At 67.1% G+C, this 16205-nt stretch carries 27 protein-coding genes and 1 pseudogene; 26 read left to right on the top strand and 2 right to left on the bottom strand.

Features of this window, described 5'->3' with window-relative positions; translation table 11 throughout:
* The 15 genes from rplV (at position 1) to rplO (ending at position 6579) form a co-directional block, all read left to right on the top strand.
* Positions 1-348, top strand: coding sequence for a 50S ribosomal protein L22 (gene rplV, locus IE242_RS04815; protein ID WP_030778516.1), 348 nt, complete (start codon positions 1-3; stop codon positions 346-348).
* Positions 348-1178, top strand: a complete 831-nt coding sequence (rpsC, locus tag IE242_RS04810) for a 30S ribosomal protein S3 (protein WP_028420771.1) — start codon at positions 348-350, stop codon at positions 1176-1178. The genes rplV and rpsC overlap by 1 nt, the downstream gene beginning before the upstream one ends.
* A 5-nt stretch (positions 1179-1183) precedes the next feature.
* Positions 1184-1603 (top strand): 50S ribosomal protein L16, encoded by a 420-nt coding sequence (gene rplP, locus IE242_RS04805; protein WP_009190136.1) that lies wholly within the window; start codon positions 1184-1186, stop codon positions 1601-1603.
* The gene (gene rpmC, locus IE242_RS04800) at positions 1603-1827 is read left to right on the top strand and encodes a 50S ribosomal protein L29 (RefSeq protein ID WP_007494763.1); all 225 of its coding nucleotides are present in this window, start codon (positions 1603-1605) and stop codon (positions 1825-1827) included. The genes rplP and rpmC overlap by 1 nt, the downstream gene beginning before the upstream one ends.
* Positions 1827-2111, top strand: coding sequence for a 30S ribosomal protein S17 (rpsQ, locus tag IE242_RS04795; RefSeq protein ID WP_004984524.1), 285 nt, complete (start codon positions 1827-1829; stop codon positions 2109-2111). The genes rpmC and rpsQ overlap by 1 nt, the downstream gene beginning before the upstream one ends.
* A 175-nt stretch (positions 2112-2286) precedes the next feature.
* Positions 2287-2655 carry a 50S ribosomal protein L14 gene (gene rplN / locus IE242_RS04790; RefSeq protein WP_003998823.1) on the top strand — a complete coding sequence of 123 codons (369 nt, stop codon included), beginning with the start codon at positions 2287-2289 and terminating at the stop codon, positions 2653-2655.
* Positions 2656-2657: 2 nt separating this feature from the next.
* Complete coding sequence (gene rplX, locus IE242_RS04785; protein WP_030571217.1) at positions 2658-2981, top strand: 50S ribosomal protein L24; 324 nt, start codon at positions 2658-2660, stop codon at positions 2979-2981.
* Entirely contained in the window at positions 2981-3538 is a 558-nt protein-coding gene (rplE, locus tag IE242_RS04780; protein ID WP_189855537.1) for a 50S ribosomal protein L5, read from the top strand. The genes rplX and rplE overlap by 1 nt, the downstream gene beginning before the upstream one ends.
* A 5-nt stretch (positions 3539-3543) precedes the next feature.
* A complete protein-coding gene (locus IE242_RS04775; RefSeq protein ID WP_004571834.1) occupies positions 3544-3729 on the top strand; it encodes a type Z 30S ribosomal protein S14 in 186 nt (61 codons plus the stop codon).
* A 212-nt stretch (positions 3730-3941) separates the two neighbouring features.
* A complete protein-coding gene (gene rpsH, locus IE242_RS04770; protein WP_004984520.1) occupies positions 3942-4340 on the top strand; it encodes a 30S ribosomal protein S8 in 399 nt (132 codons plus the stop codon).
* A gap of 24 nt (positions 4341-4364) precedes the next feature.
* A complete protein-coding gene (rplF, locus tag IE242_RS04765) occupies positions 4365-4904 on the top strand; it encodes a 50S ribosomal protein L6 (RefSeq protein WP_030571223.1) in 540 nt (179 codons plus the stop codon).
* A 3-nt stretch (positions 4905-4907) separates the two neighbouring features.
* Positions 4908-5291, top strand: a complete 384-nt coding sequence (gene rplR, locus IE242_RS04760; RefSeq protein WP_189855535.1) for a 50S ribosomal protein L18 — start codon at positions 4908-4910, stop codon at positions 5289-5291.
* A 39-nt stretch (positions 5292-5330) separates the two neighbouring features.
* The gene (gene rpsE / locus IE242_RS04755) at positions 5331-5936 is read left to right on the top strand and encodes a 30S ribosomal protein S5 (protein ID WP_009190144.1); all 606 of its coding nucleotides are present in this window, start codon (positions 5331-5333) and stop codon (positions 5934-5936) included.
* A 2-nt stretch (positions 5937-5938) separates the two neighbouring features.
* Entirely contained in the window at positions 5939-6121 is a 183-nt protein-coding gene (gene rpmD / locus IE242_RS04750; protein WP_003998814.1) for a 50S ribosomal protein L30, read from the top strand.
* Between the two features lie 2 nt (positions 6122-6123).
* Entirely contained in the window at positions 6124-6579 is a 456-nt protein-coding gene (gene rplO / locus IE242_RS04745) for a 50S ribosomal protein L15 (RefSeq protein WP_189855533.1), read from the top strand.
* 89 nt (positions 6580-6668) lie between these two features.
* Here the strand turns inward: rplO and IE242_RS04740 are convergent, their stop codons facing one another.
* Positions 6669-7085, bottom strand: a complete 417-nt coding sequence (locus tag IE242_RS04740; RefSeq protein WP_189855531.1) for a hypothetical protein — start codon at positions 7083-7085, stop codon at positions 6669-6671.
* A 290-nt stretch (positions 7086-7375) separates the two neighbouring features.
* Here IE242_RS04740 and secY point away from each other — a divergent pair, with 290 nt between their 5' ends.
* The 11 genes and pseudogenes from secY to truA all read left to right on the top strand — a co-directional run bounded on the left by secY (position 7376) and on the right by truA (position 15102).
* Entirely contained in the window at positions 7376-8689 is a 1314-nt protein-coding gene (gene secY, locus IE242_RS04735) for a preprotein translocase subunit SecY (RefSeq protein WP_189855529.1), read from the top strand.
* Complete coding sequence (locus IE242_RS04730) at positions 8689-9351, top strand: adenylate kinase (RefSeq protein ID WP_189855527.1); 663 nt, start codon at positions 8689-8691, stop codon at positions 9349-9351. Before secY ends, IE242_RS04730 begins: the two co-directional genes overlap by 1 nt.
* A 133-nt stretch (positions 9352-9484) precedes the next feature.
* Positions 9485-10321 carry a type I methionyl aminopeptidase gene (gene map, locus IE242_RS04725; RefSeq protein WP_189855525.1) on the top strand — a complete coding sequence of 279 codons (837 nt, stop codon included), beginning with the start codon at positions 9485-9487 and terminating at the stop codon, positions 10319-10321.
* 100 nt (positions 10322-10421) lie between these two features.
* Positions 10422-10583 (top strand): annotated as a pseudogene (locus IE242_RS04720) (type I methionyl aminopeptidase); the annotation flags it as partial.
* Between the two features lie 233 nt (positions 10584-10816).
* Positions 10817-11038 (top strand): translation initiation factor IF-1, encoded by a 222-nt coding sequence (gene infA / locus IE242_RS04715; protein ID WP_003948620.1) that lies wholly within the window; start codon positions 10817-10819, stop codon positions 11036-11038.
* A gap of 61 nt (positions 11039-11099) precedes the next feature.
* On the top strand, positions 11100-11213 hold the full coding sequence (gene rpmJ, locus IE242_RS04710; RefSeq protein WP_003974245.1) for a 50S ribosomal protein L36: 114 nt from the start codon (positions 11100-11102) through the stop codon (positions 11211-11213).
* Between the two features lie 187 nt (positions 11214-11400).
* Positions 11401-11781: a 30S ribosomal protein S13 gene (rpsM, locus tag IE242_RS04705; protein ID WP_030571236.1), complete on the top strand. Its 381-nt coding sequence runs from the start codon at positions 11401-11403 to the stop codon at positions 11779-11781.
* A 65-nt stretch (positions 11782-11846) separates the two neighbouring features.
* Positions 11847-12251 (top strand): 30S ribosomal protein S11, encoded by a 405-nt coding sequence (gene rpsK, locus IE242_RS04700; protein ID WP_003956432.1) that lies wholly within the window; start codon positions 11847-11849, stop codon positions 12249-12251.
* Positions 12252-12404: 153 nt separating this feature from the next.
* Positions 12405-13427, top strand: coding sequence for a DNA-directed RNA polymerase subunit alpha (locus IE242_RS04695; RefSeq protein WP_003966937.1), 1023 nt, complete (start codon positions 12405-12407; stop codon positions 13425-13427).
* Positions 13428-13633: 206 nt separating this feature from the next.
* Positions 13634-14143, top strand: coding sequence for a 50S ribosomal protein L17 (rplQ, locus tag IE242_RS04690; protein ID WP_189855523.1), 510 nt, complete (start codon positions 13634-13636; stop codon positions 14141-14143).
* Between the two features lie 92 nt (positions 14144-14235).
* The gene (truA, locus tag IE242_RS04685; RefSeq protein ID WP_189855521.1) at positions 14236-15102 is read left to right on the top strand and encodes a tRNA pseudouridine(38-40) synthase TruA; all 867 of its coding nucleotides are present in this window, start codon (positions 14236-14238) and stop codon (positions 15100-15102) included.
* Between the two features lie 34 nt (positions 15103-15136).
* Here truA and IE242_RS04680 read toward each other — a convergent pair whose 3' ends face one another.
* Positions 15137-16018: a hypothetical protein gene (locus tag IE242_RS04680; RefSeq protein ID WP_189855519.1), complete on the bottom strand. Its 882-nt coding sequence runs from the start codon at positions 16016-16018 to the stop codon at positions 15137-15139.
* Between the last annotated feature and the right edge of the window lie 187 nt (positions 16019-16205).

Below are 16205 nucleotides of genomic sequence, written 5' to 3'. Positions count from 1 at the left end.
ATGGAAGCCAGGGCCCAGGCGCGGTACATCCGCGTCACGCCCATGAAGGCCCGCCGCGTGGTGGACCTCATCCGTGGCATGGATGCCACGGAGGCTCAGGCGGTCCTGCGTTTCGCCCCGCAGGCCGCGAGCGTGCCGGTCGGCAAGGTGCTGGACAGCGCCATCGCCAACGCCGCGCACAACTACGACCACACCGATGTCGACAGCCTCTTCGTCTCCGAGGCCTACGTCGACGAGGGCCCGACCCTGAAGCGGTTCCGGCCGCGTGCCCAGGGCCGTGCCTACCGGATCCGCAAGCGGACCAGCCACATCACCGTGGTCGTCAGCAGCAAGGAAGGAACCCGGTAATGGGCCAGAAGGTAAACCCGCATGGGTTCCGGCTCGGTGTCACGACCGACTTCAAGTCGCGTTGGTACGCCGACAAGCTGTACAAGGACTACGTCAAGGAAGACGTCGCCATCCGTCGGATGATGACGTCCGGCATGGAGCGCGCCGGCATCTCCAAGGTCGAGATCGAGCGCACCCGTGACCGTGTCCGCGTGGACATCCACACCGCGCGTCCGGGCATCGTCATCGGCCGCCGTGGCGCCGAGGCCGACCGCATCCGCGGCGACCTCGAGAAGCTCACGGGCAAGCAGGTCCAGCTGAACATCCTCGAGGTCAAGAACCCCGAGACGGACGCTCAGCTGGTTGCCCAGGCCGTTGCCGAGCAGCTCTCCTCCCGCGTCTCCTTCCGTCGGGCCATGCGCAAGAGCATGCAGTCCGCCATGAAGGCCGGCGCCAAGGGCATCAAGATCCAGTGCGGTGGCCGCCTCGGTGGCGCCGAGATGTCCCGCTCGGAGTTCTACCGCGAGGGCCGTGTGCCCCTGCACACCCTCCGCGCGAACGTGGACTACGGCTTCTTCGAGGCCAAGACGACCTTCGGCCGCATCGGTGTGAAGGTCTGGATCTACAAGGGCGACGTCAAGAACATCGCCGAGGTCCGCGCCGAGAACGCCGCCGCCCGTGCCGGCAACCGCCCGGCCCGTGGTGGCGCCGACCGCCCGGCCCGTGGTGGCCGCGGTGGCGAGCGTCGCGGGCGCAAGCCGCAGCAGCAGCAGGCTCCGGCCGCCGAGGCCCCCAAGGCCGAGGCGCCCGCCGCTGCCGCTCCGGCTGAGAGCACCGGAACGGAGGCCTGACCGAAATGCTGATCCCCCGTAGGGTCAAGCACCGCAAGCAGCACCACCCGAAGCGCAACGGTATGTCCAAGGGTGGAACGCAGGTTGCGTTCGGCGAGTACGGCATCCAGGCGCTGACCCCGGCGTACGTCACGAACCGCCAGATCGAAGCGGCTCGTATCGCCATGACCCGTCACATCAAGCGTGGCGGCAAGGTCTGGATCAACATCTACCCGGACCGCCCGCTGACCAAGAAGCCCGCCGAGACCCGCATGGGTTCCGGTAAGGGTTCCCCGGAGTGGTGGATCGCGAACGTCAAGCCCGGTCGGGTGATGTTCGAGCTGTCCTACCCGAACGAGAAGATCGCCCGTGAGGCGCTGACTCGTGCCGCCCACAAGCTGCCGATGAAGTGCCGGATCGTCAAGCGCGAGGCAGGTGAAGCGTGATGTCGGCCGGTACCAAGGCGTCCGAGCTGCGCGAGCTGGGCAACGAGGAGCTTCTCGCGAAGCTCCGCGAGGCCAAGGAAGAGCTGTTCAACCTCCGCTTCCAGGCGGCGACCGGTCAGCTCGAGAACCATGGCCGTCTGAAGGCGGTCCGCAAGGACATCGCGCGGATCTACACCCTGATGCGCGAGCGTGAGCTGGGCATCGAGACGGTGGAGAACGCCTGATGAGCGAGAACAACGTGACTGAGAACACTGAGGCGCGCGGCTTCCGCAAGACCCGCGAGGGTCTCGTCGTCAGCGACAAGATGGACAAGACCGTCGTCGTCGCCGTCGAGGACCGCGTGAAGCACGCCCTGTACGGCAAGGTCATCCGCCGTACGAACAAGCTCAAGGCCCACGACGAGCAGAACGCCGCGGGTGTCGGCGACCGCGTCCTCCTCATGGAGACCCGGCCGCTGTCCGCGACGAAGCGCTGGCGCGTCGTCGAGATCCTCGAGAAGGCGAAGTAATCAAAGCGGGGGTCCGCCCCCGCTGACCCCGCCGGGGGGCCGCAAAGCCCCCCGGCCGGGTGTTCGCCCACGAGAGGCCAAAGTAATTCCTGCGGGCACCCCCGCAGGACAGTTCCGCCAGGCTCTCCGGACGTAGAACCCCCGGAGGGAACCGGCAGACGATCAGGAGATAGACGTGATCCAGCAGGAGTCGCGACTGCGCGTCGCCGACAACACTGGTGCGAAGGAGATCCTTTGCATCCGTGTGCTCGGTGGTTCCGGTCGCCGCTACGCGGGCATCGGTGACGTCATCGTCGCCACCGTCAAGGACGCGATCCCCGGTGGCAACGTGAAGAAGGGTGACGTCGTCAAGGCGGTCATCGTTCGCACCGTCAAGGAGCGCCGCCGTCCGGACGGCTCGTACATCCGCTTCGACGAGAACGCCGCCGTCATTCTGAAGAACGACGGCGACCCTCGCGGCACCCGTATCTTCGGCCCGGTCGGCCGTGAGCTGCGCGAGAAGAAGTTCATGAAGATCATCTCGCTCGCGCCGGAGGTGCTGTAAGCATGAAGATCAAGAAGGGCGACCTGGTCCAGGTCATCACCGGTAAGGACAAGGGCAAGCAGGGCAAGGTCATCGCGGCCTTCCCCCGCGAGGACCGTGTCCTGGTCGAGGGTGTCAACCGGGTCAAGAAGCACACCAAGGCCGGCCCGACCGCCAGCGGTTCCCAGGCCGGCGGCATCGTGACGACCGAGGCCCCGATTCACGTGAGCAACGTTCAGCTCGTCGTGGAGAAGGACGGCCAGAAGGTCGTGACCCGCGTCGGTTACCGCTTCGACGACAACGGCAACAAGATCCGCGTTGCCAAGCGGACGGGTGAGGACATCTGATGGCTACCACCACCACTCCGCGTCTGAAGACGAAGTACCGCGAGGAGATCGCGGGCAAGCTGCAGGACGAGTTCAAGTACGAGAACGTCATGCAGACCCCCGGCCTCGTGAAGATCGTGGTCAACATGGGTGTGGGCGACGCCGCCCGCGACTCCAAGCTGATCGAGGGCGCCATCCGCGACCTCACCACGATCACCGGCCAGAAGCCGGCCGTGACCAAGGCCCGGAAGTCCATCGCGCAGTTCAAGCTGCGTGAGGGTCAGCCGATCGGTGCCCACGTCACGCTCCGTGGCGACCGCATGTGGGAGTTCCTGGACCGCACCCTGTCGCTCGCGCTGCCGCGCATCCGCGACTTCCGTGGTCTGTCCCCCAAGCAGTTCGACGGCCGTGGCAACTACACCTTCGGTCTCACCGAGCAGGTCATGTTCCACGAGATCGACCAGGACAAGATCGACCGCGTCCGGGGTATGGACATCACCGTGGTGACCACGGCGACCAACGACGAAGAGGGCCGCGCGCTCCTCCGTCACCTCGGCTTCCCCTTCAAGGAGGCGTGAGCGAGATGGCGAAGAAGGCTCTGATCGCGAAGGCTGCCCGTAAGCCGAAGTTCGCCGTGCGCGCGTACACCCGCTGCCAGCGGTGTGGCCGTCCGCACTCCGTGTACCGCAAGTTCGGCCTGTGCCGTGTGTGCCTTCGTGAGATGGCTCACCGCGGCGAGCTGCCGGGCGTGACCAAGAGCTCCTGGTAATCCCCCCTATTCGGGATTCCCAAGGCTCTCGGTAAGCATCTGGGTCGGCAGGACGCCCAGCTCACATGCCTTAGGCTTGTGGGGTTGGGCGCCTGTCGCGCCCGTACGACTTACTACGCCGTAGGTCCACCGCGCCGCACCCGCCCCGTCTCGGATCGGGGAGAGGGATGGCGCACCAGGAAACCCCGGCGAGAGAGGCCGAAGGCCAATTCATGACCATGACTGATCCGATCGCAGACATGCTTACGCGTCTGCGGAACGCGAACTCGGCGTACCACGACTCCGTGGCGATGCCGCACTCGAAGATCAAGTCGCACATCGCGGAGATCCTCCAGCAGGAGGGCTTCATCACGGGCTGGAAGGTCGAGGACGCCGAGGTCGGCAAGAACCTCGTCCTCGAGCTGAAGTTCGGCCCGAACCGTGAGCGCTCCATCGCGGGCATCAAGCGGATCTCCAAGCCCGGTCTCCGGGTCTACGCGAAGTCCACCAACCTGCCGAAGGTGCTCGGCGGCCTCGGCGTGGCGATCATCTCCACGTCCCACGGGCTCCTCACCGACAAGCAGGCCGGCAAGAAGGGCGTGGGTGGGGAAGTCCTCGCCTACGTCTGGTAGCAGAAGGGAACGGAGGAAACAGCTATGTCGCGCATCGGCAAGCTCCCCATCGCGGTTCCCGCCGGCGTGGACGTCACCATCGACGGCCGCACGGTGCAGGTGAAGGGCCCCAAGGGCTCCCTCGCCCACACCATCGCGGCGCCGATCGAGATCGCTAAGGGCGAGGACGGCGTGCTGAACGTCACCCGCCCGAACGACGAGCGTCAGAACAAGGCCCTGCACGGCCTGTCCCGCACGCTGGTGGCGAACATGATCACCGGCGTGACCCAGGGTTACGTGAAGAAGCTCGAGATCAGCGGTGTCGGTTACCGCGTGACCGCCAAGGGCTCGAACCTCGAGTTCGCGCTCGGTTACAGCCACCCGATCACCATCGAGGCGCCCGAGGGCATCACCTTCAAGGTGGAGTCCCCGACCCGCTTCTCGGTCGAGGGCATCGACAAGCAGAAGGTGGGCGAGGTCGCGGCCAACATCCGCAAGCTGCGCAAGCCCGACCCGTACAAGGCCAAGGGTGTCAAGTACGAGGGCGAAGTCATCCGCCGCAAGGTCGGAAAGGCGGGTAAGTAAGCCATGGCATACGGGCAGAAGATCGCCAAGGGCGACGCCTACAAGCGCGCCGCCATCAAGCGCCGCCACATCCGGATCCGCAAGAAGGTCTCGGGTACGGCCGAGCGTCCGCGCCTGGTCGTGACGCGCTCGAACCGCCACATCGTGGCCCAGGTCATCGACGACCTCAAGGGTCACACGCTGGCGTCCGCGTCCACCCTGGACACGTCCGTCCGCGGTGGCGAGGGCGACAAGTCGGCGCAGGCCAAGCAGGTCGGCGCCCTGGTTGCCGAGCGTGCCAAGGCCGCCGGCGTCGACGCTGTCGTGTTCGACCGTGGTGGTAACCGGTACGCGGGTCGCATCGCGGCCCTCGCCGACGCCGCCCGCGAGGCCGGGCTCAAGTTCTGAGCTCGCTGCGTAGCTAGCGGAAAGAGAGAGGTAAATCCAATGGCTGGACCCCAGCGCCGCGGTGGCGGTGCCGGTGGCGGCGAGCGGCGGGACCGGAAGGGCCGTGACGGCGGCGCTGCTGCCGCCGAGAAGACCGCGTACGTCGAGCGCGTCGTCGCGATCAACCGCGTCGCCAAGGTTGTGAAGGGTGGTCGTCGCTTCAGCTTCACCGCGCTGGTCGTGGTGGGCGACGGTGACGGCACCGTGGGTGTCGGTTACGGCAAGGCCAAGGAGGTGCCGGCCGCCATCGCCAAGGGTGTCGAGGAGGCCAAGAAGCACTTCTTCAAGGTCCCCCGTATCCAGGGCACCATCCCCCACCCCATCCAGGGTGAGAAGGCTGCCGGCGTCGTGCTGCTCAAGCCCGCGTCCCCGGGTACCGGTGTTATCGCCGGTGGTCCGGTGCGCGCCGTGCTCGAGTGCGCCGGTATCCACGACGTGCTGTCGAAGTCGCTCGGCTCCGACAACGCCATCAACATCGTGCACGCCACCGTGGAGGCCCTGAAGGGTCTGCAGCGTCCCGAGGAGATCGCGGCCCGCCGTGGTCTGCCGCTCGAGGACGTCGCCCCCGCGGCCCTGCTGCGTGCGCGTGCCGGGGCGGGTGCGTAATCATGGCGCAGCTCAAGATTACGCAGGTCAAGTCCTACATCGGCAGCAAGCAGAACCACCGTGACACTCTGCGGTCGCTTGGTCTCAAGGGGATCAACACCGTGGTCGTCAAGGAGGACCGCCCCGAGTTCCGCGGCATGGTGCACACCGTCCGCCACCTCGTGACGGTCGAGGAGGTCGACTGATCATGGCGGAGCAGAACCCGCTGAAGATCCACAACCTCCGTCCCGCCCCGGGCGCCAAGACCGCCAAGACCCGTGTCGGTCGTGGTGAGGCGTCGAAGGGTAAGACGGCCGGTCGTGGTACCAAGGGCACCAAGGCCCGCTACCAGGTTCCGGAGAGCTTCGAGGGTGGCCAGATGCCGCTCCACATGCGTCTCCCGAAGCTGAAGGGCTTCAAGAACCCGTTCAAGACCGAGTACCAGGTCGTCAACCTGGACAAGCTCGCGGCCCTCTACCCCGAGGGTGGCGAGGTCACGGTCGCGGACCTGGTCGCCAAGGGCGCCGTTCGCAAGAACAGCCTCGTCAAGGTCCTGGGCCAGGGCGAGGTCTCCGTGGCGCTGCAGGTGACGGTCGACGCCGTCTCCGGCTCCGCCAAGGAGAAGATCACCGCCGCCGGCGGTAGCGTCACCGAGCTCGTCTGAGCTGACTAGCGAGAGGCGGGTCGGAACTGTACGTTCCGACCCGCCTCTTGGTTTCTCTATATGTGATGCGCTACGGCTGCGCTGCTGCCTCAGGCCTTGCCGCTGGTGGAACGGCAGAACCTCGGAGTGCCGTTGGCTCCGTCCTGCAGGCAGATCTTTATCGAGACCGTGGCGCCTTCAGGGATGTTGATGTCGTCCCTCAGCTTGCACACGCCATTGGCGCCATCTGCGTCGTGAACTTCCCAGGAGCTGCCGTTGTAGCTGAGGGTGGTGACGGCGCGCAGGCCATCTGACTGGTGGTCGCATGCATTCCAGACCTCGGTGGAGCTGCTCGAGCTCTTGTCACCGTTCCAGTTGCCCATGCCGCCGGGATTGTCGTCCGTGGTGTAGACGCTCGCACGAATCTCGGCTGCGGCGGCAGGGGTAGCTGCGATTGCGACTGCGGCGGTCGCGGTGAGGGGAAGGGCAAGCGCAGTCAGGATGCGCCTTTTTGCAATGCTGCTCATTGTGCCCCCTTTTGGGTTATTTCTGGGCGTGTCCATGCCCAAGGGCCCTAGGAGGATACGTAGTGATCAATGACTGGACGGTTGCTGTGTCGCATGTCACGTAGCGACTGTCGGTCCTGGAGCGCACGGACCGGAAGGGGAGTGGAATGGGTGCAGGATTGTGACGGCCGCGGCCAGGTAAGGTAGCGCGCGACTGGCTGCTTCTGGACTGCCAGCGGAAATACTAAAAATTCGGACTATCGAGACCAATGCCTCGCGCGTAGTGCATGCGAGGGGTCGCAGGAGGCACCGTGCTCACCGCGTTCGCCCGGGCGTTCAAGACGCCCGACCTGCGCAAGAAGCTGCTCTTCACGCTCGGTATCATCGTGATCTACCGGATCGGTACGCACATCCCGATCCCCGGCGTCGACTACAAGAACGTCCAGTTCTGTATCGAACAGGCGAATGCCAACCAGGGCCTGTTCGGTCTTGTCAACATGTTCAGTGGTGGCGCGCTGCTGCAGATCACGATCTTCGCGCTGGGCATCATGCCGTACATCACGGCGAGCATCATTCTGCAGTTGCTGACCGTGGTAATTCCCCGCCTCGAAGCCCTCAAGAAGGAGGGCCAGTCGGGCACGGCGAAGATCACGCAGTACACGCGGTACCTGACGGTCGCGCTGGCGATCCTCCAGGGCACCGGTCTCGTGGCCACCGCCCGCAGCGGCTCGCTCTTCTCCGGCTGCCCCGTGGCGAGCTCCATCGTCCCGGACCGGTCGATCTTCGTCACGATCACGATGGTCATCACGATGACCGCCGGTACGGCCCTCGTCATGTGGCTCGGTGAGCTGATCACCGACCGCGGCATCGGCAACGGCATGTCGATCCTGATGTTCATCTCGATCGCCGCCACCTTCCCGTCCTCCCTGTGGGCCATCAAGAAGCAGGGCGACCTCGCGGGCGGCTGGATCGAGTTCGGCACCGTGATCGCGGTCGGCCTGGTCATGGTCGCGCTCGTGGTCTTCGTCGAGCAGGCCCAGCGGCGCATCCCGGTGCAGTACGCGAAGCGCATGATCGGCCGCCGGTCCTACGGCGGTACGTCGACGTACATCCCGCTGAAGGTGAACCAGGCGGGTGTGATCCCCGTCATCTTCGCGTCGTCGCTGCTCTACATTCCGGCTCTGATCGTGCAGTTCTCGAACTCCACGGCCGGCTGGGCGGCTTGGATCCAGCGGAACCTGGCGGACACCGCGGCGCCCATCCACATCACCATCTACTTCTTCCTCATTGTCTTCTTCGCGTTCTTCTACGTGGCCATCTCGTTTAACCCCGAGGAAGTCGCGGACAACATGAAGAAGTATGGTGGCTTCATCCCGGGCATCCGGGCTGGCCGACCGACCGCTGAGTACCTTTCGTACGTGCTCAACCGGATCACCTGGCCGGGCTCGCTGTACTTGGGTCTGATCGCTCTCGTGCCGACAATGGCGTTGGCTGGTTTCGGGGCAAACCAGAACTTCCCGTTCGGCGGGACCAGCATCCTGATCATCGTGGGTGTGGGCCTGGAGACGGTGAAGCAGATCGAGAGCCAGCTCCAGCAGCGCAATTACGAAGGGTTCCTCCGCTGATGCGAATCGTCCTCGTCGGGCCGCCGGGCGCCGGCAAGGGAACTCAGGCCGCGTTCCTTGCCAAGAATCTGTCGATCCCGCACATCTCCACGGGCGACCTCTTCCGTGCCAACATCAGCCGGCAGACGGAGCTGGGCAAGCTTGCCAAGTCCTACATGGACGCGGGCAACCTGGTTCCGGACGAGGTCACCATCGCGATGGCCAAGGACCGGATGGAGCAGCCGGACGCGCAGAACGGCTTCCTGCTCGATGGGTTCCCGCGGAACGTATCGCAGGCCGAGGCGCTGGACGAGACGCTGAAGACCGAGGGCCTGAAGCTGGACGCCGTGCTGGACCTCGAGGTTCCCGACGAGGAGGTCGTCAAGCGGATCGCGGGCCGCCGTATCTGCCGCAACGACTCGTCGCACGTCTACCACGTCTCGTACAAGGCGCCGAAGCAGGAGGGCGTCTGCGACGAGTGCGGCGGCGAGCTGTACCAGCGCGACGACGACGCCGAGGAGACCGTCCGTAAGCGGCTGGACGTCTACCACACGCAGACCGAGCCGATCATCGACTACTACAAGGGCCAGGACCTGGTCGTGACGATCTCGGCTCTGGGCGCGGTGGACGAGGTCACGCAGCGCGCGATGGAAGCGCTCAAGGCCAAGAGCGACGACAAGTAAGCAGTGCCGTTCCGGCCGCGGTCCCCGTGTTGGGGCCGCGGCCGACGTGTGGGCGGGTCCGGGGCCGGGGTACCCGCGCCCTTATCGTTGATGGTGTCCGTACACTCCCCGGTCCAGAAAGGCCGTTGCCGCCATGGTGCAGATCAAGACCCCCGAGCAGATCGCGAAGATGCGCGAGGCGGGGCTGGTCGTCGCCGCCATCCACGCGGCAACCCGTGAGGCGGCGGTCCCGGGTGCCACGACCAAGGACCTCGACGAGGTGGCCCGCAAGGTGCTCGCGGAGCACGGCGCCAAGTCGAACTTCCTCGGGTACGGCGGCTTCCCCGCGACGATCTGCACCTCGGTGAACGAGGTCGTCGTGCACGGCATCCCGGACGACAAGACCGTTCTCAAGGACGGCGACATCATCTCCATCGACTGCGGAGCGATCGTCGACGGCTGGCACGGCGACGCGGCCTACACGGCCTTCGTGGGCTCCGGCCACGCTCCGGAGCTGATCGAGCTCTCCCGGGTCACCGAGGAGTCGATGTGGGCGGGCATCGCGGCGATGAAGCAGGGCAACCGGCTCGTCGACATCTCCCGTGCCATCGAGACGTACATCCGCCGCCAGCCGAAGCCGGGCGGCGGCAAGTACGGCATCGTCCAGGACTACGGCGGCCACGGCATCGGCACCGAGATGCACATGGACCCGCACCTGCTGAACTACGTCGAGCGCCGGCGCGGCAAGGGCCCCAAGCTGGTCCCCGGCTTCTGCCTCGCGATCGAGCCCATGGTCTCCCTCGGCACCCCGAAGACCGAGGTGCTGGAGGACGACTGGACCGTCATCACGACGGACGGTACGTGGTCCTCGCACTGGGAGCACTCGGTGGCGCTGACGGAGGAGGGCCCGCTGGTGCTGACGGCGCCGGACGGCGGCAGGGCGAAGCTGGCGGAGTACGGGATCACGGCGGCGCCGGATCCGCTGGCCTGACGGCGGCCCGCGCCACGACCGCCGGTCGGAGGCCGGCGCAGCCGCTCGAAGCTTGTGAGGCGCCCCGGCGCCGATCCCGCGAGAGCGGCGTGCGAAACAGGACGACTGGACCGTCATCACGACGGACGGTACGTGGTCCTCGCACTGGGAGCACTCGGTGGCGCTGACGGAGGAGGGTCCGCTGGTGCTGACGGCGCCGGACGGCGGCAGGGCGAAGCTGGCGGAGTACGGGATCACGGCGGCGCCGGATCCGCTGGCGTAAGGACCCAGGGCAGCGGCCGCTCCTGTCGGGGCGGCCGCTTTATGATCTTGTCCGGTGATGCTGCCCGAGCGGCCGCTTAAGGATCTCGCTCCCTGGGCAGTCTTTCCCGATTCGTGTTTTTGGGTGCGCTGACGTAGACTGACTCGTCGGCTCTTGTGCACCCGCATGTCCGCATGCGCCCGTAAGGGAAAGTGCAGGGGTCGATCAAGGTAGTCGATTCCGAAGGGCGAAGCGTGGCCAAGAAGCAAGGTGCCATCGAGATCGAGGGCACTGTCGTCGAGTCTCTGCCGAACGCCATGTTCAAGGTCGAGCTCCAGAACGGCCACCAGGTCCTGGCACACATCAGCGGCAAGATGCGCATGCACTACATCCGCATCCTCCCTGACGACCGGGTCGTGGTGGAGCTGTCTCCGTACGACCTGACGCGTGGCCGGATCGTCTACCGCTACAAGTAGATCTTGCCCACGTCCCGCCCCGTGCGGGACCGCCGGCAACTGACCCGGAGAACCTCACCCCATGAAGGTCAAGCCGAGCGTCAAGAAGATCTGCGACAAGTGCAGGGTGATCCGCCGTCACGGCCGGGTCATGGTCATCTGCGACAACCCGCGCCACAAGCAGCGCCAGGGCTGACGCACGACCGCACCTCTGCATCCGCAGATCGCGCGCGACGCAAGCTGAATATGTTCATACGCAGGACCGGGCCGCCGCAGAGCGGTCCGACACCCCCGGTCGGAGGCCGGGGACCCAGTTCGTACCTCGTACGGCGGCTGGGAACCGGTACTGCGGAAGACCTCCGAAGATCAACTGGAGCCATTGAATGGCACGCGTTTCCGGTGTTGACATCCCGCGCGACAAGCGCGTGGAAGTCGCCCTCACCTACGTGTTCGGCATCGGCCGGACCCTTTCGCAGCAGACGCTGGCCGAGACCGGCATCGACCCCAACACCCGCGTTCGCGACCTCTCCGAGGAGCAGCTCGTCGCGATCCGCGAGTACGTGGACAACAACATCAAGACCGAGGGTGACCTCCGTCGTGAGATCCAGGCCGACATCCGCCGCAAGGTGGAGATCGGTTGCTACCAGGGTCTCCGTCACCGCCGCGGTCTGCCCGTCCGGGGTCAGCGCACCAGCACGAACGCCCGTACCCGCAAGGGCCCGCGTCGCGCCATCGCCGGCAAGAAGAAGCCGGGCAAGAAGTAGTCCGCAGCGGACACCTGTCCACGGTCTTCGCTGTAGGACCGACCACCTCCCGTAGGAGATAAGAGATGCCCCCCAAGGGTCGTCAGGGCGCTGCCAAGAAGGTGCGCCGCAAGGAAAAGAAGAACGTCGCTCACGGCCACGCGCACATCAAGAGCACGTTCAACAACACGATCGTCTCGATCACGGACCCGTCCGGCAACGTGATCTCCTGGGCCTCCGCCGGCCACGTCGGCTTCAAGGGCTCGCGCAAGTCCACCCCCTTCGCCGCGCAGATGGCCGCCGAGTCGGCCGCCCGCCGCGCGCAGGAGCACGGCATGCGCAAGGTCGACGTCTTCGTGAAGGGCCCGGGCTCGGGCCGCGAGACGGCCATCCGTTCGCTGCAGGCGACCGGTCTCGAGGTCGGCTCCATCCAGGACGTCACCCCGACCCCGCACAACGGCTGCCGTCCGCCGAAGCGTCGTCGCGTCTGACGTACGGCCCCCAGGGCTGAAGGTTTTCGGGCGGTACGGCTCCTGCTATGGGGCCGTATCGCCCGTACCCTTGCAGTACCCGCACCGTTCCGCGGTGCGGATCTGTCGGGCGTCATATAGCGGGCGCCCACGACTGAAGGAATTGATCCACACATGCTGATCGCTCAGCGTCCCTCGTTGACCGAAGAGGTCGTCGACGAGTTCCGCTCCCGGTTCGTGATCGAGCCGCTGGAGCCGGGCTTCGGCTACACCCTCGGCAACTCCCTCCGCCGTACGCTCCTCTCCTCGATCCCGGGTGCCGCCGTCACCTCGATCCGGATCGACGGTGTCCTGCACGAGTTCACCACCGTGCCGGGCGTCAAGGAGGACGTCACCGACCTGATCCTCAACATCAAGCAGCTGGTCGTCTCCTCGGAGCACGACGAGCCGGTCGTGATGTACCTGCGCAAGCAGGGCCCGGGTCTGGTCACCGCCGCCGACATCGCGCCCCCGGCCGGTGTCGAGGTCCACAACCCCGACCTCGTCCTCGCCACGCTCAACGGCAAGGGCAAGCTGGAGATGGAGCTGACCGTCGAGCGCGGTCGCGGCTACGTCTCCGCCGTGCAGAACAAGCAGGTGGGCCAGGAGATCGGCCGTATCCCGGTCGACTCCATCTACTCGCCGGTGCTCAAGGTCACGTACAAGGTCGAGGCCACGCGTGTCGAGCAGCGCACCGACTTCGACAAGCTGATCGTCGACGTCGAGACCAAGCAGGCGATGCGTCCGCGTGACGCCATGGCCTCCGCCGGTAAGACGCTGGTCGAGCTGTTCGGTCTCGCCCGCGAGCTGAACATCGACGCCGAGGGCATCGACATGGGTCCGTCCCCGACGGACGCCGCCCTGGCCGCCGACCTGGCGCTGCCGATCGAGGAGCTGGAGCTCACCGTTCGGTCGTACAACTGCCTCAAGCGCGAGGGCATCCACTCCGTGGGTGAGCTCGTGGCGCGTTCCGAGGCCGACCTGCTCGACATCCGCAACTTCGGTGCGAAGTCGATCGACGAGGTCAAGGCGAAGCTGGCCGGCATGGGCCTGGCCCTGAAGGACAGCCCGCCCGGATTCGACCCGACCGCTGCGGCCGACGCCTTCGGCGCGGACGACGACGCGGACGCCGGGTTCGTCGAGACCGAGCAGTACTGACAGCTCGGGACTGACGGTCCGTACCTGGGTGCGGGAGCGCTGCACTTGGTCGCGCCCACGCGACGGAGTCGCATATCGACACCGTCCCGCGCCCCTTCCGGAGGCGCCCCTGCGGGGCTGCCTCCGGATCTCCGACAGGCGACCGCCTGCTCGGATACTGACTCCGGTACCTGATACGGCCGGGGCAGACACCTAGGAGAAACACCATGCCGAAGCCCACCAAGGGTGCCCGTCTGGGTGGCAGCGCCGCGCACGAGAAGCTGCTCCTCGCGAACCTCGCGAAGGCGCTGTTCGAGCACGGCAAGATCACGACCACCGAGGCGAAGGCCCGCCGTCTGCGGCCGTACGCCGAGCGTCTGGTCACCAAGGCGAAGAAGGGCGACCTTCACAACCGCCGTCAGGTGCTCCAGGTCATCACGGACAAGAGCGTCGTCCACACGCTCTTCACCGAGATCGGCCCGCGGTACGAGAACCGTCCGGGTGGCTACACCCGCATCACCAAGATCGGTAACCGCCGTGGCGACAACGCGCCCATGGCCGTCATCGAGCTGGTCGAGGCGCTGACGGTCGCGCAGCAGGCCACCGGCGAGGCCGAGGCCGCCACCAAGCGTGCGGTCAAGGAGTCCGAGGCAGCCAAGGCCGAGGAGACCAAGGCGGAGGAGGCCACCGAGGCCGAGGCCACCGAGGCTCCGGCCGAGGAGTCGAAGGACGCCTGAGGCTCTGCCTGACGTCGAACAGCGGGTCCGTCCTCCGGGGCGGGCCCGCTTTCGCGTCCCTGCGTACTCTGCGTACTTGAGAGGATCTGTGTGTGAGTGACGAGGTAGAGCCCGGGTTCGTACGGGTGCGGCTGGACCTGTCGTACGACGGGACCCAGTTCTCCGGCTGGGCGAAGCAGGCCGGAGGGCGGCGGACCGTACAGGGGGAGATCGAGGACGCCCTGCGGACCGTGACGCGGACGAGGGACACGACGTACGAGCTCACCGTGGCCGGGCGGACCGATGCCGGGGTGCACGCGCGCGGGCAGGTGGCCCATGTGGACCTGCCCGGGGAGCTGTGGGCGGAGCACGAGGAGAAGCTGCTCAAGCGGCTCGCCGGGCGGCTGCCCAAGGATGTGCGGGTCTGGTCGCTCACCGAGGCGCCCGCGGGCTTCAACGCGCGGTTCTCGGCGATCTGGCGGCGCTACGCCTACCGGGTCACCGACAACCCGGGCGGCGTCGACCCGCTGCTGCGGAACCACGTCCTCTGGCACGACTGGCCGCTCGACGTGGACGCCATGAACGAGGCGGCCCGGGCGCTGCTCGGGGAGCACGATTTCGCCGCCTACTGCAAGCGGCGCGAGGGCGCCACGACCATCCGTACGCTCCAGGAGCTCAGCCTGGTGCGGGGGGCCGACGGGATCATCACCGCGACCGTGCGGGCCGACGCCTTCTGTCACAACATGGTGCGCTCGCTGATCGGGGCGCTGCTGTTCGTCGGCGACGGCCACCGGCCGCCCGACTGGCCGGGCAAGGTGCTGGCCGCCGGGGTACGGGACTCCGCCGTCCACGTCGTACGGCCGCACGGGCTGACGCTGGAGGAGGTCGGGTACCCCGCCGACGAGCTGCTGGCCGCGCGGAACAAGGAGGCGCGGAACCGGCGGAGTCTGCCGGGGGCCGCCGCGGCCGGATGCTGCTAGGAGACGGCCCAGGGCGAGCGGTCCGGCCCGTCCGCTACTGGTCGGCCGCGGCCGACGCCTGTGCCTCGCCGCGTTCGCGGATCCGCTGGAAGGTGAACTCCTCCAGGTTGTCACCGGCGGCGAAGACCGCGGTGTCCTGCTCCGTCACGTCCTTGCCGTCGGTGAAGCCGGCGATCGTGAAGTACGCGTAGCGACCGTAGGAGTTCGTCGTCGAGCGGCAGATCGCCGTACGGCAGAACGCTGGGACGCCGTCGCCGGGCAGCGAGGTGACGATGCTCTTCTTGTCGGCGGTCTGCTTGACCTTGGTGGCCTGGGCCTCCGTGTCGAACAGCGCGACGCCGACCGTGACCGCGACGCCGTCCTTGCTGTACGTGACCCGCATCACACGGGTGCAGTCGTTGGTGGCCAGGACCTGGTCGAGGGAGCCCTGGACGGCGGAGGCGCAGTCGGTCGTGGAGGCCGTGGCGCCCTTCTGGTAGACCGTGCCGCCCGCGGTCAGCCGCGTGCCCGGGAACAGGGTCTCGGCGCTGATCGGCGCGGTGTCCTTCTTCGCGCTGGCGATGAAGTCCTTCGGGTCCAGCGGGGGCGGGGCCGAGGTCGGGGCGAAGGACGGTGCGGGCTCGTCGCTCGCGCTCGGGATGTCCGCGGTGGCCGGTTGGCCGCCGGAGGTGTTGTCCGAGGCCTCGGCGTCGCCGTTCGCGCTGACCACGGCCACGGCGACGATGGCGCCGACCGCGAGCGTGGCGAGGGCGCCGCCGCCGATCATCCACAGCCGGCGGCGTTTGTTGCGGGCCTCGGACGCCTCGGCGAGCGCCGCCCAGTCAGGGGTGTCGTTGCTCTGCTCGGACCACTGCGGCTGCTGGGAACCCGGTGTCCACGGGTCCCATCGGGGCTCCCCCCCTTGCCCAAAACTCATGGGGCGCATTTTAGACGGGGGCGGAGCCGCCGCCCGGCCCTGTGCGGCACTTGAGGCGCTGCCGTTACCTGAGCGAGTGCGGCAAGGGTGGCATGTGTACGGGCAAGGGAGACATGTACGGGCGGCCCGGCCGTCTTCTGCCGGGCCGGCGCGTCCGGGTTCGCGGTGGCGGGCCGGGTGGCCTGTG

This window comes from Streptomyces poonensis, from assembly GCF_014650915.1.
GTDB lineage: Bacteria > Actinomycetota > Actinomycetes > Streptomycetales > Streptomycetaceae > Streptomyces > Streptomyces poonensis.
The sequence above is the reverse complement of the archived record's forward strand: the minus strand, read 5'-3'. Positions and strand labels throughout refer to the sequence as shown.